Source organism: Afipia sp. Root123D2 (genome assembly GCF_001425835.1).
Taxonomy (GTDB): Bacteria; Pseudomonadota; Alphaproteobacteria; order Rhizobiales; family Xanthobacteraceae; genus Afipia.
In genome coordinates this window covers 259,401-281,112 of the sequence record NZ_LMDP01000004.1, presented here as the reverse complement: position 1 = coordinate 281,112, position 21,712 = coordinate 259,401, and the positions used below count along the sequence as shown (strand labels likewise).

At 61.1% G+C, this 21,712-nt stretch carries 19 protein-coding genes; 5 read left to right on the top strand and 14 right to left on the bottom strand.

Annotated elements, in window-relative coordinates; translation table 11 throughout:
- The first annotated feature begins 1 nt into the window (after position 1).
- Positions 2-1,591, top strand: coding sequence for a gamma-glutamyltransferase family protein (locus ASC80_RS20905; RefSeq protein ID WP_056301547.1), 1,590 nt, complete (start codon positions 2-4; stop codon positions 1,589-1,591).
- Here ASC80_RS20905 and eda read toward each other — a convergent pair.
- From eda to ASC80_RS20870, 7 genes are all read right to left on the bottom strand, one after another.
- On the bottom strand, positions 1,588-2,253 hold the full coding sequence (gene eda / locus ASC80_RS20900) for a bifunctional 4-hydroxy-2-oxoglutarate aldolase/2-dehydro-3-deoxy-phosphogluconate aldolase (RefSeq protein WP_056301545.1): 666 nt from the start codon (positions 2,251-2,253) through the stop codon (positions 1,588-1,590). The genes ASC80_RS20905 and eda overlap by 4 nt on opposite strands.
- Positions 2,253-3,188, bottom strand: coding sequence for a sugar kinase (locus ASC80_RS20895; RefSeq protein WP_056301544.1), 936 nt, complete (start codon positions 3,186-3,188; stop codon positions 2,253-2,255). Before ASC80_RS20895 ends, eda begins: the two co-directional genes overlap by 1 nt.
- Positions 3,189-3,205: 17 nt before the next feature.
- Positions 3,206-4,192 (bottom strand): D-erythronate dehydrogenase, encoded by a 987-nt coding sequence (gene denD / locus ASC80_RS20890; protein ID WP_056301543.1) that lies wholly within the window; start codon positions 4,190-4,192, stop codon positions 3,206-3,208.
- A 37-nt stretch (positions 4,193-4,229) separates the two neighbouring features.
- Positions 4,230-5,135 (bottom strand): carbohydrate ABC transporter permease, encoded by a 906-nt coding sequence (locus ASC80_RS20885; protein ID WP_056301540.1) that lies wholly within the window; start codon positions 5,133-5,135, stop codon positions 4,230-4,232.
- Complete coding sequence (locus ASC80_RS20880) at positions 5,128-6,087, bottom strand: carbohydrate ABC transporter permease (protein WP_056301538.1); 960 nt, start codon at positions 6,085-6,087, stop codon at positions 5,128-5,130. The genes ASC80_RS20885 and ASC80_RS20880 overlap by 8 nt, the downstream gene beginning before the upstream one ends.
- A 67-nt stretch (positions 6,088-6,154) precedes the next feature.
- The gene (locus ASC80_RS20875; protein WP_056301536.1) at positions 6,155-7,480 is read right to left on the bottom strand and encodes an ABC transporter substrate-binding protein; all 1,326 of its coding nucleotides are present in this window, start codon (positions 7,478-7,480) and stop codon (positions 6,155-6,157) included.
- Between the two features lie 108 nt (positions 7,481-7,588).
- Entirely contained in the window at positions 7,589-8,656 is a 1,068-nt protein-coding gene (locus ASC80_RS20870; RefSeq protein WP_056301535.1) for an ABC transporter ATP-binding protein, read from the bottom strand.
- 252 nt (positions 8,657-8,908) lie between these two features.
- Between ASC80_RS20870 and ASC80_RS20865 the strand changes: the two genes are divergently transcribed.
- The 4 genes from ASC80_RS20865 to ASC80_RS20850 all read left to right on the top strand — a co-directional run bounded on the left by ASC80_RS20865 (position 8,909) and on the right by ASC80_RS20850 (position 13,332).
- Positions 8,909-10,732 (top strand): IlvD/Edd family dehydratase, encoded by a 1,824-nt coding sequence (locus tag ASC80_RS20865; RefSeq protein WP_056301533.1) that lies wholly within the window; start codon positions 8,909-8,911, stop codon positions 10,730-10,732.
- Between the two features lie 73 nt (positions 10,733-10,805).
- Positions 10,806-11,540, top strand: a complete 735-nt coding sequence (locus ASC80_RS20860) for an SDR family oxidoreductase (RefSeq protein ID WP_056301532.1) — start codon at positions 10,806-10,808, stop codon at positions 11,538-11,540.
- A 145-nt stretch (positions 11,541-11,685) separates the two neighbouring features.
- Positions 11,686-12,432: an SDR family NAD(P)-dependent oxidoreductase gene (locus ASC80_RS20855; RefSeq protein ID WP_056301530.1), complete on the top strand. Its 747-nt coding sequence runs from the start codon at positions 11,686-11,688 to the stop codon at positions 12,430-12,432.
- A gap of 39 nt (positions 12,433-12,471) precedes the next feature.
- The gene (locus ASC80_RS20850; protein WP_056301528.1) at positions 12,472-13,332 is read left to right on the top strand and encodes a class I SAM-dependent methyltransferase; all 861 of its coding nucleotides are present in this window, start codon (positions 12,472-12,474) and stop codon (positions 13,330-13,332) included.
- 2 nt (positions 13,333-13,334) lie between these two features.
- Here ASC80_RS20850 and ASC80_RS20845 read toward each other — a convergent pair whose 3' ends face one another.
- The 7 genes from ASC80_RS20845 to ASC80_RS20815 form a co-directional block, all read right to left on the bottom strand.
- On the bottom strand, positions 13,335-14,858 hold the full coding sequence (locus ASC80_RS20845) for a UxaA family hydrolase (protein ID WP_056301526.1): 1,524 nt from the start codon (positions 14,856-14,858) through the stop codon (positions 13,335-13,337).
- Positions 14,859-14,881: 23 nt separating this feature from the next.
- Positions 14,882-15,658 carry an HpcH/HpaI aldolase family protein gene (locus ASC80_RS20840; RefSeq protein WP_056301524.1) on the bottom strand — a complete coding sequence of 259 codons (777 nt, stop codon included), beginning with the start codon at positions 15,656-15,658 and terminating at the stop codon, positions 14,882-14,884.
- Between the two features lie 64 nt (positions 15,659-15,722).
- Entirely contained in the window at positions 15,723-16,808 is a 1,086-nt protein-coding gene (locus tag ASC80_RS20835) for a malate/lactate/ureidoglycolate dehydrogenase (RefSeq protein ID WP_056301522.1), read from the bottom strand.
- A gap of 2 nt (positions 16,809-16,810) precedes the next feature.
- The gene (locus tag ASC80_RS20830) at positions 16,811-17,539 is read right to left on the bottom strand and encodes an ABC transporter ATP-binding protein (RefSeq protein WP_056301520.1); all 729 of its coding nucleotides are present in this window, start codon (positions 17,537-17,539) and stop codon (positions 16,811-16,813) included.
- A 2-nt stretch (positions 17,540-17,541) separates the two neighbouring features.
- Positions 17,542-19,317, bottom strand: a complete 1,776-nt coding sequence (locus ASC80_RS20825) for a branched-chain amino acid ABC transporter ATP-binding protein/permease (RefSeq protein ID WP_056301518.1) — start codon at positions 19,315-19,317, stop codon at positions 17,542-17,544.
- Positions 19,314-20,189, bottom strand: coding sequence for a branched-chain amino acid ABC transporter permease (locus ASC80_RS20820; RefSeq protein WP_056301516.1), 876 nt, complete (start codon positions 20,187-20,189; stop codon positions 19,314-19,316). Before ASC80_RS20820 ends, ASC80_RS20825 begins: the two co-directional genes overlap by 4 nt.
- A 169-nt stretch (positions 20,190-20,358) precedes the next feature.
- Positions 20,359-21,504, bottom strand: coding sequence for an ABC transporter substrate-binding protein (locus ASC80_RS20815; protein ID WP_056301515.1), 1,146 nt, complete (start codon positions 21,502-21,504; stop codon positions 20,359-20,361).
- Between the last annotated feature and the right edge of the window lie 208 nt (positions 21,505-21,712).

The window sequence follows — 21,712 nt, the reverse complement described above, 5'->3', positions numbered from 1 at the left end:
GATGCTCAATACCCCTCGCTCCCGCCGTGGCATGGTCACTTCGCCCCACCATCTCGCCAGTGAAGCCGGCCTGCGCATACTCCGCGAGGGCGGCAACGCGATCGAAGCCACGCTGGCGATGGCCGCAAGCCTGCCGGTGGTCTATCCGCATATGAACTCGATCGGCGGCGACGGCTTTTGGCTAATCTCGACAGGCGGCAAACCGCCAATCGCAGTGGATGGCTGCGGCGCCGCTGCGCAAGCCGCGACAGTGGAATTCTACAAGGCCAAGGGATTGTCCGCGATTCCATCGCGTGGGCGCCTCGCCGCTAACACCGTTGCAGGCACGTTATCCGGATGGGCGGAAGTGCTCGCCATCAACATCGAACACGGTGGCAAACGGCCGCTGTCGCGTCTTGTGGAAGATGCGGTGTGGTCGGCCGAAAACGGCTTTGCCGTGACGGCCACGCAGCAGGAGTTGACCGAAACCAAGTTTGCCGAACTCAAGGACAGTCCCGGTTTCGTCGCGACGTTCCTGCTCGACGGCAAGCTGCCGCGCGAGGGACAGTTGATGAAGCTGCCGGCGCTCGGCAGCACGCTTCGCCGCCTCGGCAAGAGCGGGCCGATGGACTTCTATCACGGTGACATGGCGAAAGAGATAGCTGCCGATCTTGCGCGCTGCGGCTCGCCGGTTACGCTGGACGATCTCACTGCGCAGAAGGCGCAGCGACGCGAAGCTTTGAGCGTGCGCGCATCAGGTGCAACACTCTATAACTTCCCCGCGCCGACCCAAGGCCTCGCCTCGCTTATGATCCTTGCTCTGTTCGAGCGGCTCGGCGTCAAGGAATGTGAGAGCTTCGATTATCTGCACAGTATCGTTGAGGCGACCAAGCAAGCGTTTTTGGTGCGCGACCGCATCATTGGCGATCCGGAGCACATGATCGAGAAGGCGGAGGACTACTTGCAGTCCGCTAAACTTGATGAACTGGCGGCCAGGATCGACCGCAAGCGCGCATTGCCATGGCCCTATCCGACCAATCCCGGCGATACCGTCTGGCTTGGCGCGATCGATAAGGACGGCACTGCCGTCAGCTTTATCCAGAGTATCTATTTCGAATTCGGCTCCGGCTGCGTGCTCGAGAATTCCGGCATCCTCTGGCAGAACCGCGGCTCGAGTTTCGTACTCGATGGTGACGGTCCGCGCGCACTCCGGCCCGGCAAGAAGCCGTTCCACACCCTCAACCCGGCGATGGCCTTGTTCGACGACGGCCGACGCATGGTCTACGGCAACATGGGTGGCGAAGGCCAGCCGCAGAGCCAATCAGCGGTGTTCTCGCGCTATGCGATGTACGGTCAGGGATTGCAGGCCGCCGTCACCGCGCCGCGCTGGCTGCTTGGCAAGACCTGGGGCGACGCTACCGTGACGCTGAAGCTGGAAAGCAGGTTCGATCCAAAGGTCGTTCAGGCGATGCGCGACGCCGGCCACGAGATCGAGATGCTGCCGGATTTCACTTCGACCATGGGCCACGCCGGCGCGGTGGTCCGCCATGCCGACGGGATGTTCGAGGGCGCCACCGATCCGCGCAGCGACGGCGCGGCAATGGGGTTCTAGGACTGCTTTTGCGGCAGGCTTTTCATCGCCTCGCGGCACCGCGCCGTGATGGCATCCCAGTTGCCGGACCTGATCTCCGCTGCGGGGCACAGCCACGACCCGCCGACCGCGAGAACGTTCGGCTCGGAAAGCCAGGTTGCTGCGTTGGCCGCACCGATGCCACCGGTCGGACAGAGCCGGATTTTCGGAAACGGCCCCGCCAGCGCACGCAACATGGCAATGCCGCCGGATTGCTCTGCAGGGAAAAATTTCAGCGTACTAAAGCCGCGCGCTTGCGCCTGCATCAGGTCTGATGCCGTCGCGATGCCGGGTAGAAATGGCAGGTCGCTTCGGGCTGCGGCATCGAGCAATTCAGGGGTCGCACCGGGACTGACGGCAAAGCGCCCACCCAACGATTTGACCTGTGCAAGATCGTCAGGCGTCAGAACCGTGCCGATCCCGACAATCGCATCCGGCACCTCTGAAATGATCGCACGTGCGGCTGCGATCGCTGCATCGGTGCGTAACGTGATTTCCAGCGTGCGCACGCCGCCGGCCACCAGCGCACGCGCCAGAGGCACACCATCCTCGACGCGCTCGATCGTCAGCACCGGGACAACCCGCGCCGCTGTCAGCAGTCCGTTGATGACGTCGTCTTTCCGTGAAATCGGCTTTCCAGTCATCACGATCGCTCCGTTGGAGTCTCGCCGGGAAGAATATCCAGTGGCATTGCATCGCGCGGGATGATCGCGCCGCGATAACCCACCACTGCGCCGGCCAGACGATGCCCCGCCTGCGCGGCTTCAACCGGCGCCGCCCCTTCGAGCCGCGCAGCGAGATAGGCTGCCGAGAAGCTGTCGCCTGCGGCAGTGGTATCGACGACGTTTGCGACAGGTCGGGCGGCGATGCGAACGTCGGTTCCGCTCGCCCTGACGATGCAGGCCGGCTCGGATAATTTCAGGACGATCTCGCCGGTCGCCAAACGATCCATCGTATCAACGCTCGGCTGCGCGCCGTAGAGCGGACTAAGGTCATCGACGGAAGCCAGCGCGATGTCGGCAACATCCAACACGTCTCGATAAGCGTTCCTCGCGATTTCGAGTACCGGCCAGCCCCGTGCGCGAAAGTTGGTATCGAAGGCCACTCGGGTTTTCCCCGCGTGGGCGCGGGCCAGAGCGGCGACCAGACGGCTGCGGCCAGCTTCACCGTAGAGCGACAGGGTGATTCCCGAGAGATAGATGAGATCGTAGCTTGCCAGCGCATCAAGAAGAGCGCCTGTCTCAGGCAGGTCTAGCAGCATCCGTGCCGCAGCACTTTCGCGCCAGTAATAGAACGACCGCTCACCGGCCTCCGACGTACGAATGGCATAGAGGCCCGGCAGCTTGCCGGCGATCCGCACCACACGCTCTGTTCCGACACCTTCGGACCGCCAGCCTGCAATCATCTCGTCGCTGAACGGATCGTCACCCAGTGCGGTGATATAGTCCACCTTCGCGCCCAGCCGCGACAGATAGATCGCGGTGTTGAGAGTATCGCCGCCATAACCTCGCGACAGCCCGTTATTCGCGCCCTCCGTCAACTCGATCATGCATTCGCCGATACAGGCAATCGTGGTCATTGCTGCACCGGCGATCGTCAGTTAGCGAAATTGCCGCCCAATTCGTCTTCGATATGAATGCGGATGATGTCGTCGAAGGTCTTTTCGGCCGTGGTGAAGCCGAGCTTGAGCGCGCGGTCGGTGACAAAATCACGCGGCCATCCAGCGACGATGCCGACAATGGTGGGATCCGGTTCGCGCTTGATCCGCGCGGCGACCTTAGGACCAGCGACCCGTGTCAGCGCGGCGATCTGCTCGCCGACGGTGGCCGACAATCCCGGCATACTGAGCGCGCGACGCGGCCCGATGGTTTCGGTGTCCATTGTGCCGGCGTGAATCAGGAACCCGACAGCCGACCGCGGCGACGCGTGCCAGTGCCGCACGTCCTCGGACACCGGCAAAACGGCTTCCTTGCCCGCCAGCGGTTCGCGGATAATGTTGGAGAAAAATCCAGATGCCGCCTTGTTCGGCAGGCCGGGGCGCACGCAGATCGTCGGCAAGCGGATGCTGACGCCATCGAGCAGACCCTTGCGGGTGTAATCCGAGATCAGCAATTCGCCGATTGCCTTTTGCGTGCCGTAACTGGTCAACGGTGTGTTGAAGAACTCGTCGCCGATCTTGTCGGGGAACGGCGCGCCGAACACCGCGATCGACGATGTGAACACCAGCCGCGGCTTGTAGCCACCGCCGATGGCGCGGATCGCGTCGATCAGGTAGCGGGTGCCGTCGAGATTGATCCGGTAGCCTTTGTCGAATTCAGCTTCGGCTTCGCCCGAGACGATAGCGGCGAGATGAAAAATCACATCTGGTTTCGATGCAACCAGCTTGGTCGTCGCGGCCTGTTCGGCAAAGTCCGAGGTCACGATCTCGATGGGGATCGACGCATTGTCCGGCTTCTTCGGGGCGACGACATCCTGCAGGGTCATTCGGGAAATATCGCGCTTGCCGAGTTTGCCGTCTTTCAACAGTCTGTCGACCAGCTTGCGCCCGACCATGCCGGCCGCACCGAGAACAAGAATATGCAAGATACCGCCCTTCCTTTTCGTCGCCTGAGTGACGCTTCTATTCCTTCACCGCGCCGGTCATCGCGGACACGTAGTGCTCGACGAAGAACGCGTAGAGGATAACCAGCGGCAGCGAGCCGACCAGCGCGCCCGCCATCAGCGATCCCCATTTGTAGATATCGCCGTCGACGAACTCATTGACGATCGCGACCGGCACGGTCTTGTTCGCGGTCGATTGCAGGAACGTCAGTGCGTAGATGAATTCGTTCCAGCACAGCGTGAACGAAAAGATGAACGCCGAGATCAACCCCGGCACCGCCAGCGGCAAGATGATCTTGACCAGGATCTGCCATCGCGACGCGCCGTCGATCAGGGCACATTCCTCCAGCTCATAAGGAATCGTCTTGAAATATCCCATCAGCAGCCAGGTCGAGAACGGGATCAGCAGCGTCGGATAGACCAGGATCAGCGCCAGCGGCGAATCGAACAATCCATAGGCCTGGATCACCGATGCCAGCGGGATGAACAGGATCGACGGCGGCACCAGGTAAGCCAGGAAGATCAGGGCGCCGACCGTCTGCGCGCCCTTGAATCGCAGCCTCACCAGCGCGTAAGCCGCCAGCACACTCGCGATGATCGACAGGAACGTCGCCGCAGTCGCCACGTACATCGTGTTCCACAACCAGCGCGGATACTGTGTCTCGAACAGCAGCTTCTGGATGTGCTTGAATGTCGGATGCACAACCCAGAAGGGGTTGTACGTGTTCATGTCGATCAACTGTTCATCCGGTTTGATCGAGGTCAGCGCCATCCAGTAGAACGGAAACAGCAGGACGACGACCATAATGAACAGCGGAATGTAGAGCGTGACAAAACGGTTCAGCGGCGTCTCGAGGTAGCTCATGCCCTCGGTATTGTCGCTGGCCGAAAGTATCGCAGGCGGCTGGGCGATATGATCAGTCATTCTCGGATCCTTGCTGCCACTTGCGCCGTTGCATACCAAACCATGAGATGGTGATGGCGGCGAGCAGGAACGGGATCATCGCAGTTGCGATCGCCGCGCCCTCCCCGAGCCGCCCGCTCAGGATACCGCGCTGGTAACTCAGCGTCGCCATCAGATGGGTGGAGTTGACCGGGCCGCCGCGGGTCAGGGCCCAGATGAGCTGGAAGTCGGTGAACGTGAACAGCACCGAGAAGGTCATGACGACCGCGATAATCGGCGTCAGCAGCGGATAGGTAATGAAGCGGAAGCGTTGCCAGTTCGTCGCGCCGTCGAGCGTAGCCGCCTCGTAGAGCGAGGGTGACACCGTCTGCAGCCCCGCGAGAAGCGTGATGGCGACGAACGGCACACCGCGCCAGATATTGGCGATGATCACGCTGGTGCGCGCCCACGTCGTATCGCCGAGGAAATTGATGTTCTGTTCGATCAGCCCCATTTTGATGAGCGACCACGAGATGATCGAGAACTGCGAATCGTAGATCCACCAGAAGGCAATCGCCGACAATACCGTGGGCACGATGAACGGAATCAGCACGGCGGCGCGGATCAGCGCCTTCAACGGCATGTTGCGGTTGAGCAGCAGGGCCAGATAAAGCCCGAGTGCGAATTTGATAGCACTGGCGACAGCCGTATAGAGCAGCGTGTTAACCACCGACAGCCAGAACACGCTGTCGTCCCATAGCCATTGATAATTCTCAAGGCCAATGAAATTGCCCGGGCGGCCGATCCTCATGTCGGTGAAGCTCATCCAGACGCCGAGACCGAGCGGATAGGCCAGGAACAGGATCAGGAACGCTCCAGCCGGCAGCATGAACCAGAACGCGATCCAGTTGCGGTTCGCGGCGAGCCGCTGCCGGAACGTTAGCGAACTGACATAGGGCTGCGGTGCGGGCATCGAAGCCGGTATCGTGCTCATGGGCCGAACCTTCTGAGGGAATAAAAGTCGCCGGCGCAGCGACCTGCCGCGTCGGCGATGATGTCGCTTACGAACGATAGAGGCGCTTCGCCTGCCGCTCGGCGTTTGCGATCGCACCCTTCGCGTCTTCGCGGCCGGTGCAATAATTCGCGAACAGGTCGACGACGATGAAGTCGGCGATCGCCGCGGCGGCGTTTTCACCGAGCGTACCGAGACCCGCCGGGGTCAACGTGCGCTTGGCAACGTCGCGATACACGGTGCGCTTCGGATCCGAAGTCCAGATCGGATTTGCATCGTAGGCATTGAGGAAGTGCGACAGATAACCCTGCGCGGCCGAAACCCACGGATTGAACTGATCGGCTTCCAGCATGAACGCGGTCAGCGCCTTACACGCCTGCGGATACTTCGTGAAGGTGAAGGTCAGCATGGTGAAGGGCAGATGCAGTTCGGTCGGCTTGCCGGCCGGACCGATCGGCATGTAGGCGTGGTTCATGTCCTCGGCGATCGCCTTGTTTTCTTTCTGTGCGGCGACGTAAACCGAAATACCGTTCACGGTGCAGTGGAGCTGACCAGCCAGAAACGCCTTGTTGTTCGAGCTGTCGTTCCAGGACGCGGTGCCCGGAATGAAGGTGCCATAGAGCGCCTTGATGTACTCCAGCGCCTTCACGGTTTCCGGCGAGTTGATGATGACCTTGTTGTCCTTGTCGACAAGGTAAGCGTTGTGGGTCCACAGCGCCCAGTGCAGCCAGGTGTTGGCGTCGCCCGAAGCGTGACCCACCGCCATGCCGGCCGGCGTGTTGTTCTTCTGGAGCCCCTTGCACAGTTCGAGGAAACCCGCGGTGTCCTTCGGGAATTCCTTGAAGCCCGCCTTCTCCATCGAGCTGATACGATAGTTGATCAGCGCGCCGGTACAGGCGACCGGAATGCCGATCCACTTGTCCCCCTTCTTGCCGTATAATGGAGCCGAAGGCGCCCAGCCGCCATACTTGCCGCCGAGATAGTCAGCGACGTCGGTGACGTCAGTGCACTTTTCGGGGAAGAGATGCGGCAGCGAATAGAGGCCCCACACCATGTCGAGCCCCTGCCCGGTGTTGGCGGCAACCGAAGCCTTGGGCTGGAGATCGTCGTAGGATTCGTTCGAGACGTTGACTTCAACGCCGGTGGCCTTCGTAAAGGCCTGAATCATCGCCATGAAGGCTTGATCCTCGGCTTCGACGAAGCGCTTCCAGCGCAGCAGGTTGATCTTGGCGCCAGCCTCCGGTTTCCATTTCGAGGTCTGGGCCCAGGCTTTGGCAAAGCCGAACAATTGATCCGTCGTCATTGTCGCCGCGCCCGCGAGCGCAGCGGCGCCACCCTTCAACAACGAGCGACGGTTTGGCGTAAAATTCTTCATGGTATGCCTTCTCCCTGTTTCGCCGGTTCTTAATGATGTGACCGGCTAATTCGCTATGATTGCTTATAAGTCGTTGTAACGGCACCGACCGGGAGTTCCCGATCAATCTCAGTTGATCAGGCGCTTGCCGGTTTCCTTGTCGAAGACATGCGCGGAGGCCGCGACCGGCCTTAGCTTGATCTTGTCTCCAGGTTTGACCGGACGGCGATCGCGGATCACGACAATGATGTCCTGGGTGCCGATCCGCGCGACGATCTGGGTTTCCGATCCGGTCGGCTCGACTACGACCACTTCCGCTTCGACGCCGTCGTCGGCGAATTCGAGGTGCTCAGGCCGGATTCCGTAAACCACCGGCTTGCCTTCGAGCCCGACGCGAGAGGCAATCAGCGGCAAACGGCTACCGTTTGCGGTTTCTACGCAAGGTCGATCGCCTCCGGTGAGCTTGCCATCAAGGAAATTCATCGCCGGTGAGCCGATGAACCCGGCGACGAAGCGATTGTCGGGGTGATCGTAAAGCTCAAGCGGCGAGCCCATCTGCTCGACGATACCGTCATGCATCACAACGATCTTGTCAGCCATGGTCATCGCCTCGATCTGGTCGTGCGTGACATAGACGGTCGTGGTTTTCAGCCGCTGGTGCAGTTCCTTGATCTCGGTGCGCATTGCGACGCGCAGCTTGGCATCCAGATTGGAGAGCGGTTCGTCGAACAGGAAGACCTGCGGATCGCGCACGATCGCGCGGCCCATCGCGACGCGCTGACGCTGGCCACCCGACAGCTGCCTCGGAAAACGATCCAGCAGTTCCTTCAGGCCGAGAATATCGGCCGCCCGGTTGACCAGCTTGTTGATCTCATCCTGCTGGACATCGCGCAACTTGAGCGAGAAACCCATGTTCTGCCCCACCGTCATATGCGGATAGAGGGCATAGTTCTGGAACACCATGGCGATGTCCCGTTCCTTGGGTTGAACGTCGTTGACCACCCGGTCACCGATCGAAATCGTCCCCGATGTAATGTTTTCCAACCCGGCCAGCATTCGCAGCAACGTCGATTTGCCACAACCCGAAGGGCCTACCAGAACGACGAAAGCGCCATCCTCGATCGGGATCGTCACGCCGTGCAGGACTTCAAAACCACCAAACGACTTGCGCACGTCGTGAATCTGCACCGACGCCATACATACACTCCCCTAGATCCGGCCACGTCCGACGAGCGTCGTCGCTGCTCTTGGATTATTTGCCGTAGGTCACGAGGATTCTCGTGCCGGCCACCGAGAACAGAAAACCATACCAGGGTTCGCGCTGCAACAACCTTCGATGAAAGTTGTAGGATGACATGACCGGTGAAGTTGCACCTAGAAGGTTGACATGCGAACATTACAGTGCACGAAGCGCACGAATGAGCAGTGTGCAGTGCGGGAGAAAAAATTGTGAAAACGAGCGATACCGAGACCGCCACCCCCGAAAAAGCCAAACGCAAACTCCGCTCTCAGCTCTGGTTCGACAATCCTGACAACCCGGGAATGACCGCCCTCTATCTCGAGAGGTATCTCAACTACGGGTTGACCCGCCACGAGCTGCAGTCCGGCAAGCCGATTATCGGCATCGCCCAGACCGGCAACGATCTGTCTCCCTGCAACCGTCACCATATCGAGCTCGCTCACCGCGTGCGCGAGGGCATTCGCGAAGCCGGCGGCATCGCGATGGAGTTTCCGACCCATCCGATCCAGGAAACCGGCAAGCGGCCGACTGCGGCGCTCGACCGCAATCTGGCCTATCTCAGCCTCGTCGAGATTCTGTTCGGCTACCCGCTGGACGGCGTCGTTCTCACCACGGGCTGCGACAAGACCACGCCCGCCTGCATGATGGCCGCCGCGACCGTGAACATTCCCGCAATCGTGCTGTCCGGCGGGCCCATGCTGAACGGCTGGTTCAAGGGCGAGCGTACTGGTTCCGGCACCGTGGTCTGGAAAGCACGCGAGGACATGGCGGCCGGCAAGATCGATTACGAAGAGTTCATGGACATTGTGGCGTCCTCCGCCCCGTCCGTCGGCCACTGCAATACCATGGGCACCGCCTCGACCATGAACTCGCTGGCGGAAGCGCTCGGCTTTTCGCTGCCCGGATGCGCGGCCATCCCTGCTCCCTACCGCGAGCGCGGCCAGATTGCCTATGAAACAGGCAAGCGCGCCGTCGAAATGGTGTGGGAAGATCTCAAGCCATCCGACATTCTCACCCGCAAGGCTTTCGAGAACTGCATCGTCGTCAATTCGGCGATTGGCGGCTCGACCAACGCGCCGATCCACATCAACGCGCTGGCTCGGCATATCGGCGTCGATCTGTCGATCGACGACTGGCAGAAATTCGGTCACGACGTGCCGCTGCTGGTCAACATGCAGCCGGCCGGTTTCTACCTCGGAGAAGAATATCACCGTGCCGGCGGCGTGCCGTCGGTGGTCGCCGAGCTTATGAAACACAAGCGCATTCATGAAGATGCCATCACCGTCAACGGCCGCACGATGGGCGACAATTGCCGGAGCGCCCCGGCCCCCGACAACGACGTGATCTGGACCTACGACAAGCCGCTGGTGAAGGATGCCGGCTTTGTCGTGCTGCGCGGCAACCTGTTCGATTCGGCGATCATGAAGACCAGTGTGATCTCGAAAGAGTTCCGCGACCGCTATTTGTCCGACCCGAAGAACCCGAACGCGTTCGAGGGCCGCGCCATCGTGTTCGAAGGCCCGGAGGACTATCACCACCGGATCGACGACCCGTCGCTGAATATCGATGAACACTGCATGCTGTTCGTGCGTGGAGTCGGACCGATCGGCTACCCCGGCGGCGCCGAAGTCGTGAACATGCAGCCGCCCGCAGCGCTCCTCAAGAAGGGCATTACGTCGCTGCCGTGCATCGGCGACGGCCGCCAGTCGGGAACATCGGGATCGCCGTCGATCCTCAACGCCTCGCCGGAGGCCGCCGCCAACGGCGGCCTCGCAATCCTGACAACAGGCGATCGCGTTCGCATCGACCTCAACAAGGGCGAAGCCAACATCCTGATCTCGGATGAGGAGGTGAAAGCACGCCACGCCGATCTCAAGGCCAAGGGCGGTTTCCCCCATCCCAAGAGCCAGACGCCATGGCAGGAGCTTTATCGCGACACCGTGGGTCAGCACGCTACCGGAGCCTGCCTCGAACTGGCGACGCGCTATCGCAACATCGCCGGCACGATCGGCGTCGCCCGCGACAACCACTGAACCTTGGATCCGGAAAGCGAGCGTCGCTTTCCGGATTTCGACAACGCCCGAACAAAAATCACAAGGACGACACATGTCTGATCGGCTGAAAGGCAAACGCGCATTCGTGACCGCAGGAGCGGTCGGCATTGGCCGCGCCTGTGCGCTCGCTTTCGCGCGCGAAGGCGCCACCGTGTTCGCGACCGATATCGATGAAAAGGGTGTGGCCCTGCTCACAAAAGACGGCATTGCGGAAACTGCCAAGCTCGACGTGCGCGACACCGCCGCTGTCAACGCCATGGCCAAGCGCGTCGGAACTGTCGACATCCTGCTCAATGCCGCAGGCTTCGTCCATCACGGCACTGTTCTGGAATGTTCCGAAGACGACTGGGATTTCTCGTTCGATCTGAACGTCAAATCCATGCACCGCACGATCCGCGCCTTCCTCCCCGGAATGCTGGACAACGGCGGCGGCTCGATCGTCAACATCTCCTCGGCGGCCGGCGTCTACAAGGCGGCGCCCAATCGCTACGTCTACAGTGCGACGAAAGCCGCAGTGGCCGCCCTCACCCGCTCGGTGGCAATCGATTTCATCGGCAAGGGCATCCGCTGCAACGCCATCTGCCCCGGCACCATCGAGACGCCCTCGATGCTTGGGCGCGCCGCGGCGGCAGGCCCCGGCGGACGCGACATGTTCATCGCCCGCCAGCCGATGGGACGGCTGGGCACGGCGGAGGAAATTGCATCGCTCGTTGTCTATCTCGCCAGCGACGAAAGCGCGTTCACCACCGGTGTTGCGTACATCATCGACGGCGGCTGGACGCTGTAAATTCTTTGTTTCCTCATCCTGAGGAGCGACCTCTTGGTCGCGTCTCAAAGGAGGATGAGGCGCAATGGCCTCATGGTTCGAGACCCGCCACACAAGTGGCGCTCCTCACCATGAGGATCGCGATTGGAACAATGGGAGAAACATCGTGAACAAGATCGATTTGAGCGGACGATTCGCCGTCGTGACCGGCGGCGCGCAGGGCTTCGGCCGCGCGATCACCGAGCGTTTTGTCGCGTCGGGAGCCAAGGTCGCAATCTGGGATTTCGATCGGGCGCTGAGCGAAAAAACCGCCAAGGAAATCGGCGCGGCTGTGATCCCGCTCAAGGTCGACGTTACCGACCCTGCCGCCGTCGAAGCAGCGAAGGACGCGACGATCAAGGCGTTCGGCCGGATCGACATTCTGGTCAACAACGCCGGTATCGCCGGCGTCAACAAACCGGTCGCCGATCTCAGTTACGATGAGTGGCGGCAGGTCATGAAGATCAACCTCGACGGCCCGTTCATCTGCTGCAAGGCTGTCGTGCCCGGCATGGCCAAGCAAAACTACGGCCGCATCGTCAACATCGCCTCGATCGCCGGCAAGGAAGGCAATCCGAACGCCTCGCACTATTCGGCTTCGAAAGCCGGCGTGATTGCCCTGACCAAGTCGCTCGGCAAGGAACTGGCGGGCACAGATGTTGCGGTCAACGCTGTCACCCCTGCCGCCGCCAAAACCGCGATCTTCGACCAGATGACGCAGCAGCACATCGACTTCATGCTGTCGAAGATTCCACGCGGGCGTTTCCTTAAAGTGGAGGAACTGGCCTCGCTGGTTTCCTGGATGGCGTCGGAAGAATGTCTCTACACCACCGGGGCGGTGTTCGACATTTCAGGCGGCCGCGCGACTTACTGAGGAACGATCGCGACGTTCTCGTGAAAACGGAGAAGAGTGATGAACGTCTCGCAGATCGACGATCGAAACGCCGATCAGGCGGCTTACTGGAACGGACCGGCGGGACAATATTGGACCGACCGCCAGCAGATCCAGGACCTTATCCTGGCCCCCGTCTCGCGAATCTTGATCGATCAGGCCAAAATAACTCAAGACGTCCGCGTCATTGACGTGGGATGCGGCTGCGGGGCCACGACCATCGAGATCGGAAAGCAGTTAGGGCCGGCAGGCCATGTGCTTGGTCTCGACATTTCCGCGCCGATGCTGGCAAGGGCGCGCGAGCTTACGCCGAAGAATGCACCTGTCGAATTTATTCTCGCGGACGCAACGGTTCACAGGTTCGAGCCGGAATCCTTCGATCTGCTGGTGTCTCGATTTGGCGTCATGTTCTTCGCCGACCCGGTCGCCTCATTCTCGAACCTGCGAACGGCCCTGAAGCGTGGCGGCCGCGTGGTCTTCGCATGCTGGCGCGAGCCTCGTTACAATCAGTGGCTGATGCTGCCGCTGAAGGCCGCCTACAAGCATGTTCCGAAACTTCCGGAAATGGCCCGGCAGGATCCGGGACCGTTTGCCTTCGCACAGGAAGAATGGGTTCAACATATCCTGACATCCGCCGGCTTCACGTCGGTCGCGATGGAAGCCCATGACCTTCATCTGGATATTGCAGTCGGACGTGGACTGGAAGCCGCGGTCCAGGGCACTCTGGAGATCGGGCCGGCAAGCCGCGCGCTCGATGGTCAGCCTGAGCATCTCCGCACGGCCGCCGTCGCGTCAATACGCGAGGCGCTTCGCCCCTTCCTCAAAGATGAGAAAGTACCATTGGCAGGTTCGATCTGGATCGTCTCGGCGACGAACCCTTAGTCCTACATGGTTGCGCCGAGCACCCACGGCGCGAATTCAGCAGCGCCGAAATCAAACGCCTCGCTTTTGGTCGGCTCGCCGGACGCCACCTTGAGGATCAGATCGAAGATCCGTTGGCCGCACTCCTGCACGGTTTCGTCGCCATCGAGAATGGTGCCGCAATTGACATCCATGTCGTCTTCCATGCGACGGTACATCGGCGTGTTGGTCGCGAGCTTGATCGAGGGCGACGGCTTGCAGCCGAACACGCTGCCGCGCCCCGTCGTGAAGCAAACCAGATTGGCGCCCCCCGCCACCTGCCCTGTCGCCGCCACCGGATCGAACCCGGGCGTATCCATGAAGGTGAAGCCCTTCTTGGTCACCGGCTCGGCATATCCCACCACATCGACAAGGTTCGTGCTGCCGGCTTTCGCCATCGCTCCGAGGGATTTTTCAAGGATGGTCGTCAGACCACCGGCCTTGTTCCCCGGGCTTGGATTGGAATCCATCTCCGCGCCGTTGCGCTGGGTGTAATCTTCCCACCATCGCATCAGGGCAACGAGCTTCTCGCCGACTTCGCGGCTAACCGCACGGCGCGTCAGCAGATGTTCGGCGCCGTAGGTCTCCGGTGTTTCGGACAGGATCACCGATCCACCATGCCGGACCAGAATATCGCTCGCCGCACCGAGCGCGGGATTGGCCGAGACTCCGGAATATCCATCCGAGCCGCCGCACTGCAGTGCGACCATCAATTCGCTAGCCGAACACGGTTCGCGTTTCACATTGTTGGATTCAGCCAGCACTTCGTGAACGAAGGCCACCGCCTTCTCCACCGTCTTGCGCGAGCCGCCAACATCCTGAATGTCCAGCGAGCGCAGCCGGCCCGCCAGCCTCTGCTCCTCGAGGAAGCCGCCAATTTGATTCATCTCACAGCCAAGACCGAGAATGATGACGTGCGAGAAATTCACGTGACGCGCATAGCCGCCGAGGGTTCGGCGCAAAACCGTCAGCGGTTCGAGTTGCGTCATGCCGCAGCCGGTCTTGTGCGTCAGTGCCACCACGCCATCGACGTTGGGGAAATTCGCCAGCGGGTCATGACCGGTGAACGGATTTTTCTTGAACACGTCCGCCACCATGCCCGCGACATGCGCGCTGCAATTCACCGAAGTCAGGATACCGATGTAGTTGCGCGTCGCGACCCGTCCATCGGGGCGGCGAATACCCTGAAACGTCGCGGGCAGGTCGAAGTTCGGCGTCGGTTTGGCATCGACACCCCAGGCGTAGTCCTTGGCAAAATCGCCCATGCCGATGTTCTGGACATGGACGTGCTGGCCCGGCGCGATCGCCTTGGTGGCAAATCCGATGATCTGGCCATAGCGCTTGACCGGCTCGCCGACCGCGATTGGACGGACGGCAACCTTATGCCCTGCGGGAATCCGCTCCGCAGCCGTAACGCCCTCACTTATTATTGCACCGGGCAGAAGCGCCGCGCGCGCAATCACGACGCTATCGTCAGGATTGAGGCGGATGACCGGTGCGGGTGTCATGGGCGTCTCCAACAGGTTACCGGTCAGGCTTTGCCGCCGGACCCTTTTCTGGTCTGGGCAATATGGCTCTTGGCCGACATCGCGAGCAGACCACTGTCATTCATCAGCGTCACGAGACGGAAGCCCATATTGATATTGCGGACCGCGCCTTCCCACCCGCTGCAATGGATGCCGGGCGCAATTCCGCGCTTGTCGCATTCCTTGATCAGTTTCTCGTAGATCTTGATGATCTCCGGCTCTTCACGGTCGAGCTTCGGCACGAGACCGTAGGAGAAGCCAAGGTCGGACGGGCCGACATAGACGCCCGCGATGCCCTCGACGTCGAGAATGGATTCCATGTTCTCGACCGCCTTGCGGGTTTCGAGCATCGGAATGCACAGGGTTTCAGCGTTGGCTGTGGTCTGGTAGGTCCCGGCCTCGCCATACATCATGGCGCGGATCGGCCCATTGCTGCGCGACCCGCGCGGCGGGTATTTGCAGTAGGAAACGAAGGCTTCAGCTTCCTCCTTGGTATTGATCATCGGGCAGATCACGCCGTAAGCGCCGCCGTCCAGCACCTTGCCGATGATCCCGGGCTCGTTCCATGGCACACGCACCATCGGCGTCACCGGATGCGTCTGCATCGCCTGGAAGCACTGGATCATCGATTGATAATCCTGAACGCCATGCTGCATATCGACGGTGACGCTGTCGAAGCCGCATTGCGCCATGACCTCGGCGGAAAAGCCTGACGGGATCGCGAGCCACGCGTTGACGACGACCTTGCCGGATGCCCAGATTTTCTTGACGTTGTTTGCCATTGGCGGCGTTCCTATTGTTGCTTGTTCCGAACGTTAACCTCAGGAAACCCGATCAAGCAAACTGCTATCCGGCCGCCTTTGCGATAGCTGCCTCGTCGATCCCGACCGATTTGGCGGTGGTGACGATCGAACTCCAGGTATCCTCTGTCAGCGGGATGCCATTCGCGCCGCGTTCGGCCCGCATTTTCGCTTCGGGTTCGCCGGGGATCAAAACCTCATCATGGCCGACCGCGAGCTTGCTGTCCTTGACGTAGGCGATGTAGCGCGCCACCTCGCCGTCGAAGAAATGATCGATATCGACACGGGCCGGATCGATGTAGATCGACAGCATACCGTTGGAGAACCGCCGGTCGGTCTCGGTTGCGCCGTTGCCGCTCAATGCACCGCCAAGCAATTCGCAGACCAGCGCCAGGCCCGAACCCTTGTGGTCACCAAACGCACGGATGGCGCCCTTGCCCTGGGCGTGATTGCGCGGTCCGTCCGGCGTATGCGGGCCGTACAATTCGGTCGGGTCTTCGCTCAACTGACCATCCGGGCTGATGAGCGCGCCCTTCGGCAGTTTCTTGCCGCCACGACTCGCCACCATCACCTTGCCTTCGGCAACCAGCGACGTCGCCAGATCGAGCACCACCGGCCCCTTGCCCGGGCGCGGAATGCCGACGCAATAAGGTGCGGTCGAGAACTTGCGCTCGACGCCACCGAATGGCGCGACAAGCACCGAGCCCGCGGCGTTGACGAAGTGAATCGAGATCAGCCCTTCGGCCGCCGCCATTTCCGCCCAGTCGCCGACCCGTCCGATGTGCCCGGAGTTGCGCAGCGTCACCGCGGCAAGACCGTTCGCCTTGCACTTCTCGATGCCGACCGCGACCGCCTGCGGCGCCACGGTCTGGCCATAGCCGAACCCGCCGTCGACAACGGCCAGCGAGGGCGTATCCACCAGCAGTTTGATCTTCTGGTCCGGAACGATGACGCCCTCGTTCTTCCAGCGCACATACTGCGGCACGCGGATCACGCCGTGGCTGTCATGTCCGGTGAGGTTTGCGGTGACGAGGTAGTTCGCAATGCGGTCAGCTTCGGCAGCGGACGAACCAGCACGTGAAAAGACCGACGCAACGAAATCAGAAAGCTTCTTCGCTTGTATGGCTATCATAGTCAGGCGGTTACCTTGTTGTGGCCGCCAAGGTAGGCGGCTCTTATTGCTTCATCGCTCCACAGATCGTCCGGTTTGCCGCCGAGCGCAAGGCGGCCCGTCTCCAGAACATACCCATAGTCAGCCACAGACAAGCCCATCCGGGCGTTCTGTTCAACCAGCAGAACGGTTGTCTCGCGACGAATTTCCTCGATGATACGGAAGACCGCCTGAACGATAACCGGTGCCAGCCCCAGCGACGGCTCATCCAGCAGCAACAGCCGCGGCTTGGCCATCAATCCGCGCGCCACCGCGACCATCTGCAACTGGCCGCCAGACAGCGTCCAGCCAAGCTTGTCGGCGAACACCCGGATGTCGGGAAACAGGTCGAACATCGCATCGGCTTCGCGCGAAATTTCCGACTTCGCTGCCCGGCGATTGGACGCACCGAGCATGATGTTTTCCTTCACGGTGAGGCCGGGAAACACCCGCCGCCCTTCGGGAACGTGCGAAATGCCCAGACGGACGATCTGCTCCGGGCCGAGACCTGAAATCGACTTGCCGTCGAACAGGATTTCGCCGGCCGCAGGCTTCGCGAGCCCCGAGATGGCGCGCAACGTCGTCGATTTCCCGGCGCCGTTGGAGCCCAGCAGTGTCACCACCTGCCCCTCCTCGACCTTCAGCGAGACGCCGCGCAGCGCTTCGATTTCGCCATACAGCACAATTAGATCGTTGATCTCGAGAAGCGCCATGGCTATTCGGTCCCCAGATATGCCGAGATGACGTCCGGCTGCTGCAGCACCGACAGCGATTCGCCATCCGCGATCCGGCGGCCGAAATTGAGCACCGTGATATGCTGCGCTGCCTCGCGCACCAGGGTCATGTCGTGATCGATGATGAGAATGGTGAGACCCTGCGCGGCGATGCGTTTCAGCAGCCCGTGCAACTCGACCTTCTCGCTGGAGTTGAGGCCCGCGGCGGGCTCGTCGAGCAGCAGTAATGTCGGATTGCCCGCCAGCGCGCGGGCAATTTCGATCAACCGCTGGTGACCGTAGGAAAAGCTCGACACCAACTCGTTGGCGCGAGTGCCCAGCCCCACGAACGTCAGGGCCTTCATGGCCCGCTCGGTCAGCAACACATGAGTGCCCGCTCCGATCAGGTCGTTGCCGGGCCGCTCCGCGCCGATGATGACGTTTTCGAGCGCCGTCATCGACCGGAACAGCCGAATATTCTGGAACGTGCGTCCCAGCCCGGACGAGGTGCGCATATGCGCCGGCATGTCGGTGATATCGACGCCATCGAGAACGATGCGGCCGGCCGTGGTCTTGTAAAGGCCGGATAGCATATTGAGCGTGGTGGTCTTGCCCGATCCGTTGGGTCCGATCAGCGCGTGAACGCTGCCGCGCCTGACCGAAATATCGACATTGTCGACAGCCTTCAGGCCACCGAAGTGTTTGGACAGTCCGCTCACCTCAAGCACCACGTCGCCGCCGCTGCTCGCCGGCGCGAGTTGCAGCACCTGCGTGGTCGGCTCCGACCTCACCTTGGCTCGCCATCGGTCGAGCGTGAACTGGACGAAGCCCCAGATGCCGTCCGGCATGAACCGCATGATGAGGATGACGAACAGGCCGTAGATCGCGAGATACAATCCCGGCACGCTCTTGAGGAAGCGCAACCATTCCGGAATGATAATCAGCAGGCCCGTGCCGATAGCCGCGCCGATCGGTGACGCGGCGCCGCCGAGCAATGCCATCGTGAGGAATACGATCGATTCCGCGAAGGAGAATTGATCCGGGCTGACATAGGAAAACCCGCCGGCGAACAGCCCGCCGCCGATACCGCCGAGCAACGCGGACAGCGCGAACGCGGCAACCTTGGTACGATAGACGTCGATGCCTGCAACACCCGCGGCCAGTTCGTTGTCACGCACGGCCCTCATCGCCCGCCCGAGCCGGGTATCCGGCAGATGCCAGACGATGTAACCGATCAGTGCCAGCGCGGCGACACACAACGCCAGAAACGACTGCGACGATTGAAACAGACCGGGACGTCCAATCCTGGACACGCCATCCGGGCCGTGGGTGATGCCGATCGCGTTGATCATGAACAGCGTCACGATCTGCTGGAACGAGATCGTGACCATGGCCAGATAGTGCCCGCCGAGCTTCAGCGTGGTCATGCCGAGCAGCGCGCCCGCGAGAAGCGCGATGATCGAACCGCCCATCAGACAGAGCCAGAAATTAAGACCGAGGTCGGTGGTGCCGAGGCCAACGGCATAGGCGCCGAACCCGAAGAACACCGCCTGTGCCAGATTGATCTGTCCGCACAGGCCGAGTACCACCGTCAATCCAAAGACGGCGATAGCGAACGTCGTCGCCTGCATCATGATGTTGAGGATGTAGCCATCGAGCTGAATCGTCGCGACCACAGCCACGGCAATCGCGGCGGCGACGAAATACGGCAGATGGCGGATAACCGGCGACATCGCCGTGGTCCGCGGTGCGGAAACCTGTTCGCCCTGAGCGCTCATGCTTTCTCCGCAACACGTTCGCCGAAGATGCCTTGCGGCCGGAATACCAGAAACAGCACCAGCACGAAGAACGCGAAAGCATCCTTGTACGGCACCGAGATATAGGCAGCTCCGAATGTTTCGATCACGCCGAGCGCCAATCCGCCGATGATGGCGCCGGCAACATCGCCAAAGCCGCCGATGATGGTGGCCGCAAAGGCCTTGAGCGCAATGGTCGAACCCATCTGGATCGAGACGAACAGCAGCGGCGCAACCAGAATGCCTGCGATGCCGCCGAGCATCGCCGAGTAAACGAAGGTGATCATGATCATCTGCGACACGGGAATGCCGAGCAGCGACGCCATCTCCTTGTCCTGCGATGTCGCCTGCATCTTCTTGCCGAGTAGCGTATGCTCGAAGAACCAGTACTGCAGCGCCACCATCGCGATGGTCACCCCGATGATCAGCAGATACTGGTTATCGAGATAGACGCCGCCCAATTGGAAGCCCTGGGTCTCGAACCAGCTTTCGAGCACCTGCGGCTGCGGCCCGTAGATCGCCAGCACCGAGTTCGCCAGCAGGATCGACGCGCCGATGGTGGCGATGATGACCGGCAGGAACGAGCGGTGACGAAGCGGGTAGTAAACCCCAAGATTGAAAACGACGCCGAGCAGCGCCATGCCCGCCATCGCGATCAGGAACGACAGCCAGTAAGGCCATCCCAGATCGACGGCAAACACCACCATGAGATAGGCGGCAACCATCGAGAACTCGCCCTGCGCGAAGTTGACGACGTTGGTGGCGCGGAAAATCAGCACAAAGCCGAGCGCAACCAGCGCATACACCGAGCCGATTCCAACCCCGGTGAAGAGCAACTGAAAAAACTGATCCATGAACCTCGATCTTTCGCGAGTGCCCGCCTCTGCAGGCGACGCCGACAATTGCGGGGCTGGAACGGCTCGCCGGTCAACGGATCCGGCACGCCTCGGCCAAGCTCACATCATCGCCCTGCCGGACGAACGCCGGCGGCTTTCCTCGCGATAGAGGAAAGCCGCCAAGCGATCAGTCAGCGGACTCGATGTGCTTGTCGAAGACGATCTTCCCCTTTTCGTTCTTCACGATGTTGTAACCGTGCAGACCGTCGCCGTTCTGGTCGAAATTGTATTCGCCTTCGGCACCAGGGTACTTCTTGATCGCGAGGATCGCCTCGCGGATCTTTTCGGGCTCCGTGGATTTGGCGGTGTTCATCGCCTTGCACAGGATGCTGATCGCGTCGTAGGTCCACGAGCTCTGGTTGTCGGGAGCAACCTTGTAGGCGTCGCGATACTCCTTGCCGAATGCCTTCGACGCCTCGCTCGAATCTTCAGCATAGTCGGCAACACCGAACGTGCCGTAGAGCGCCGGTCCGGCAAGCCGGGTCGCCGACACGTTGACGATGGACGGCGAGCCGACCCACGGAATCGTGACGCCGAGCTGCCGCAGCTGACGCGCGAAGATGCCGAGGTCGTTCTCGAACGTGAAGTACGAGCCGATCACGTCCGCACCCGACTGTTTGATCGCCAGAACGACAGGCGTGAAGTCCTGGCTCTGGTTGGCATAGCCCTGATCGAGCACCGGAGGGGCACCGAGCTTCTGCAGGGCCGAGGTCAGCGCCTTGCCGCCTGCTGTTCCGAAAGCGTCGGTCGAATGGACCACCGCCCACTTCTTCTTGCCGAGCGTCTTGACGCCGTAGTCAGCGATGACGCTGCCCGAGTAGCTGTCGTTCGGACGGCAGCGGAACAGCCACTTGTTGCCCATGTGAGTGAGGTTCGGATCGGTGCCGCCAATCATCACCGGCTTGCCGAGCTTCAACACGTCCGGCGCCATCGCGTGGACCTGCGTCGACCGGATCGAGCCGAGGAAGCCCACGATATCAGATTGTGATGCGAGCTTCGAGAATGCGAGGACAACGCCGGGATTGGTGGTCTGGTCGTCTTCGGTAATGAGTTCGACTTTCTTGCCCAGAACGCCGCCGGCCTTGTTGACGGCTGCCAGCGCGAGCTTCGCCCCGTTGAGGGCGTACTTTCCCTGTTCCGCAGCCGATCCTGTCACCGGCAGAACCATGCCGATCTTGATCGCGGCGCCTTGTGCAAAAGAAGTGCGAATCAGTGAGGGGGCGGCAAGCCCCGCGGCGAGCGCCACGGAGAAATCACGTCTCGTCAGTTTCATATTCTTCTCCCAGGTTAGCCGGACGTTTGCTGCCGACTATTGGGAGGGATTAGACGTTTGAAATTCGGCGTTGTCCACCGCCAAGTGAAACAATCGTTTGATTGCGCCACAATCGGAATGTAACGTGTTGTATTTCAAAGTGAATTAGGAATTCGACTTGCGAGAATACATCGTATGACATGATTTATCGACGGTGATCTCTTTGGAC

What these genes read in the sequence shown, in the direction of transcription:
- ASC80_RS20905 (WP_056301547.1), top strand. Translation starts at nt 2, where the DNA reads ATGCTCAATACCCCTCGCTCCCGCCGTGGCATGGTCACTTCGCCCCAC.
- eda (WP_056301545.1), bottom strand. Translation starts at nt 2,253, where the DNA reads ATGACTGGAAAGCCGATTTCACGGAAAGACGACGTCATCAACGGACTG.
- ASC80_RS20895 (WP_056301544.1), bottom strand. Translation starts at nt 3,188, where the DNA reads ATGACCACGATTGCCTGTATCGGCGAATGCATGATCGAGTTGACGGAG.
- ASC80_RS20885 (WP_056301540.1), bottom strand. Translation starts at nt 5,135, where the DNA reads ATGACTGATCATATCGCCCAGCCGCCTGCGATACTTTCGGCCAGCGAC.
- ASC80_RS20880 (WP_056301538.1), bottom strand. Translation starts at nt 6,087, where the DNA reads ATGAGCACGATACCGGCTTCGATGCCCGCACCGCAGCCCTATGTCAGT.
- ASC80_RS20875 (WP_056301536.1), bottom strand. Translation starts at nt 7,480, where the DNA reads ATGAAGAATTTTACGCCAAACCGTCGCTCGTTGTTGAAGGGTGGCGCC.
- ASC80_RS20870 (WP_056301535.1), bottom strand. Translation starts at nt 8,656, where the DNA reads ATGGCGTCGGTGCAGATTCACGACGTGCGCAAGTCGTTTGGTGGTTTT.
- ASC80_RS20860 (WP_056301532.1), top strand. Translation starts at nt 10,806, where the DNA reads ATGTCTGATCGGCTGAAAGGCAAACGCGCATTCGTGACCGCAGGAGCG.
- ASC80_RS20850 (WP_056301528.1), top strand. Translation starts at nt 12,472, where the DNA reads ATGAACGTCTCGCAGATCGACGATCGAAACGCCGATCAGGCGGCTTAC.
- ASC80_RS20845 (WP_056301526.1), bottom strand. Translation starts at nt 14,858, where the DNA reads ATGACACCCGCACCGGTCATCCGCCTCAATCCTGACGATAGCGTCGTG.
- ASC80_RS20840 (WP_056301524.1), bottom strand. Translation starts at nt 15,658, where the DNA reads ATGGCAAACAACGTCAAGAAAATCTGGGCATCCGGCAAGGTCGTCGTC.
- ASC80_RS20835 (WP_056301522.1), bottom strand. Translation starts at nt 16,808, where the DNA reads ATGATAGCCATACAAGCGAAGAAGCTTTCTGATTTCGTTGCGTCGGTC.
- ASC80_RS20830 (WP_056301520.1), bottom strand. Translation starts at nt 17,539, where the DNA reads ATGGCGCTTCTCGAGATCAACGATCTAATTGTGCTGTATGGCGAAATC.
- ASC80_RS20825 (WP_056301518.1), bottom strand. Translation starts at nt 19,317, where the DNA reads ATGAGCGCTCAGGGCGAACAGGTTTCCGCACCGCGGACCACGGCGATG.
- ASC80_RS20820 (WP_056301516.1), bottom strand. Translation starts at nt 20,189, where the DNA reads ATGGATCAGTTTTTTCAGTTGCTCTTCACCGGGGTTGGAATCGGCTCG.
- ASC80_RS20815 (WP_056301515.1), bottom strand. Translation starts at nt 21,504, where the DNA reads ATGAAACTGACGAGACGTGATTTCTCCGTGGCGCTCGCCGCGGGGCTT.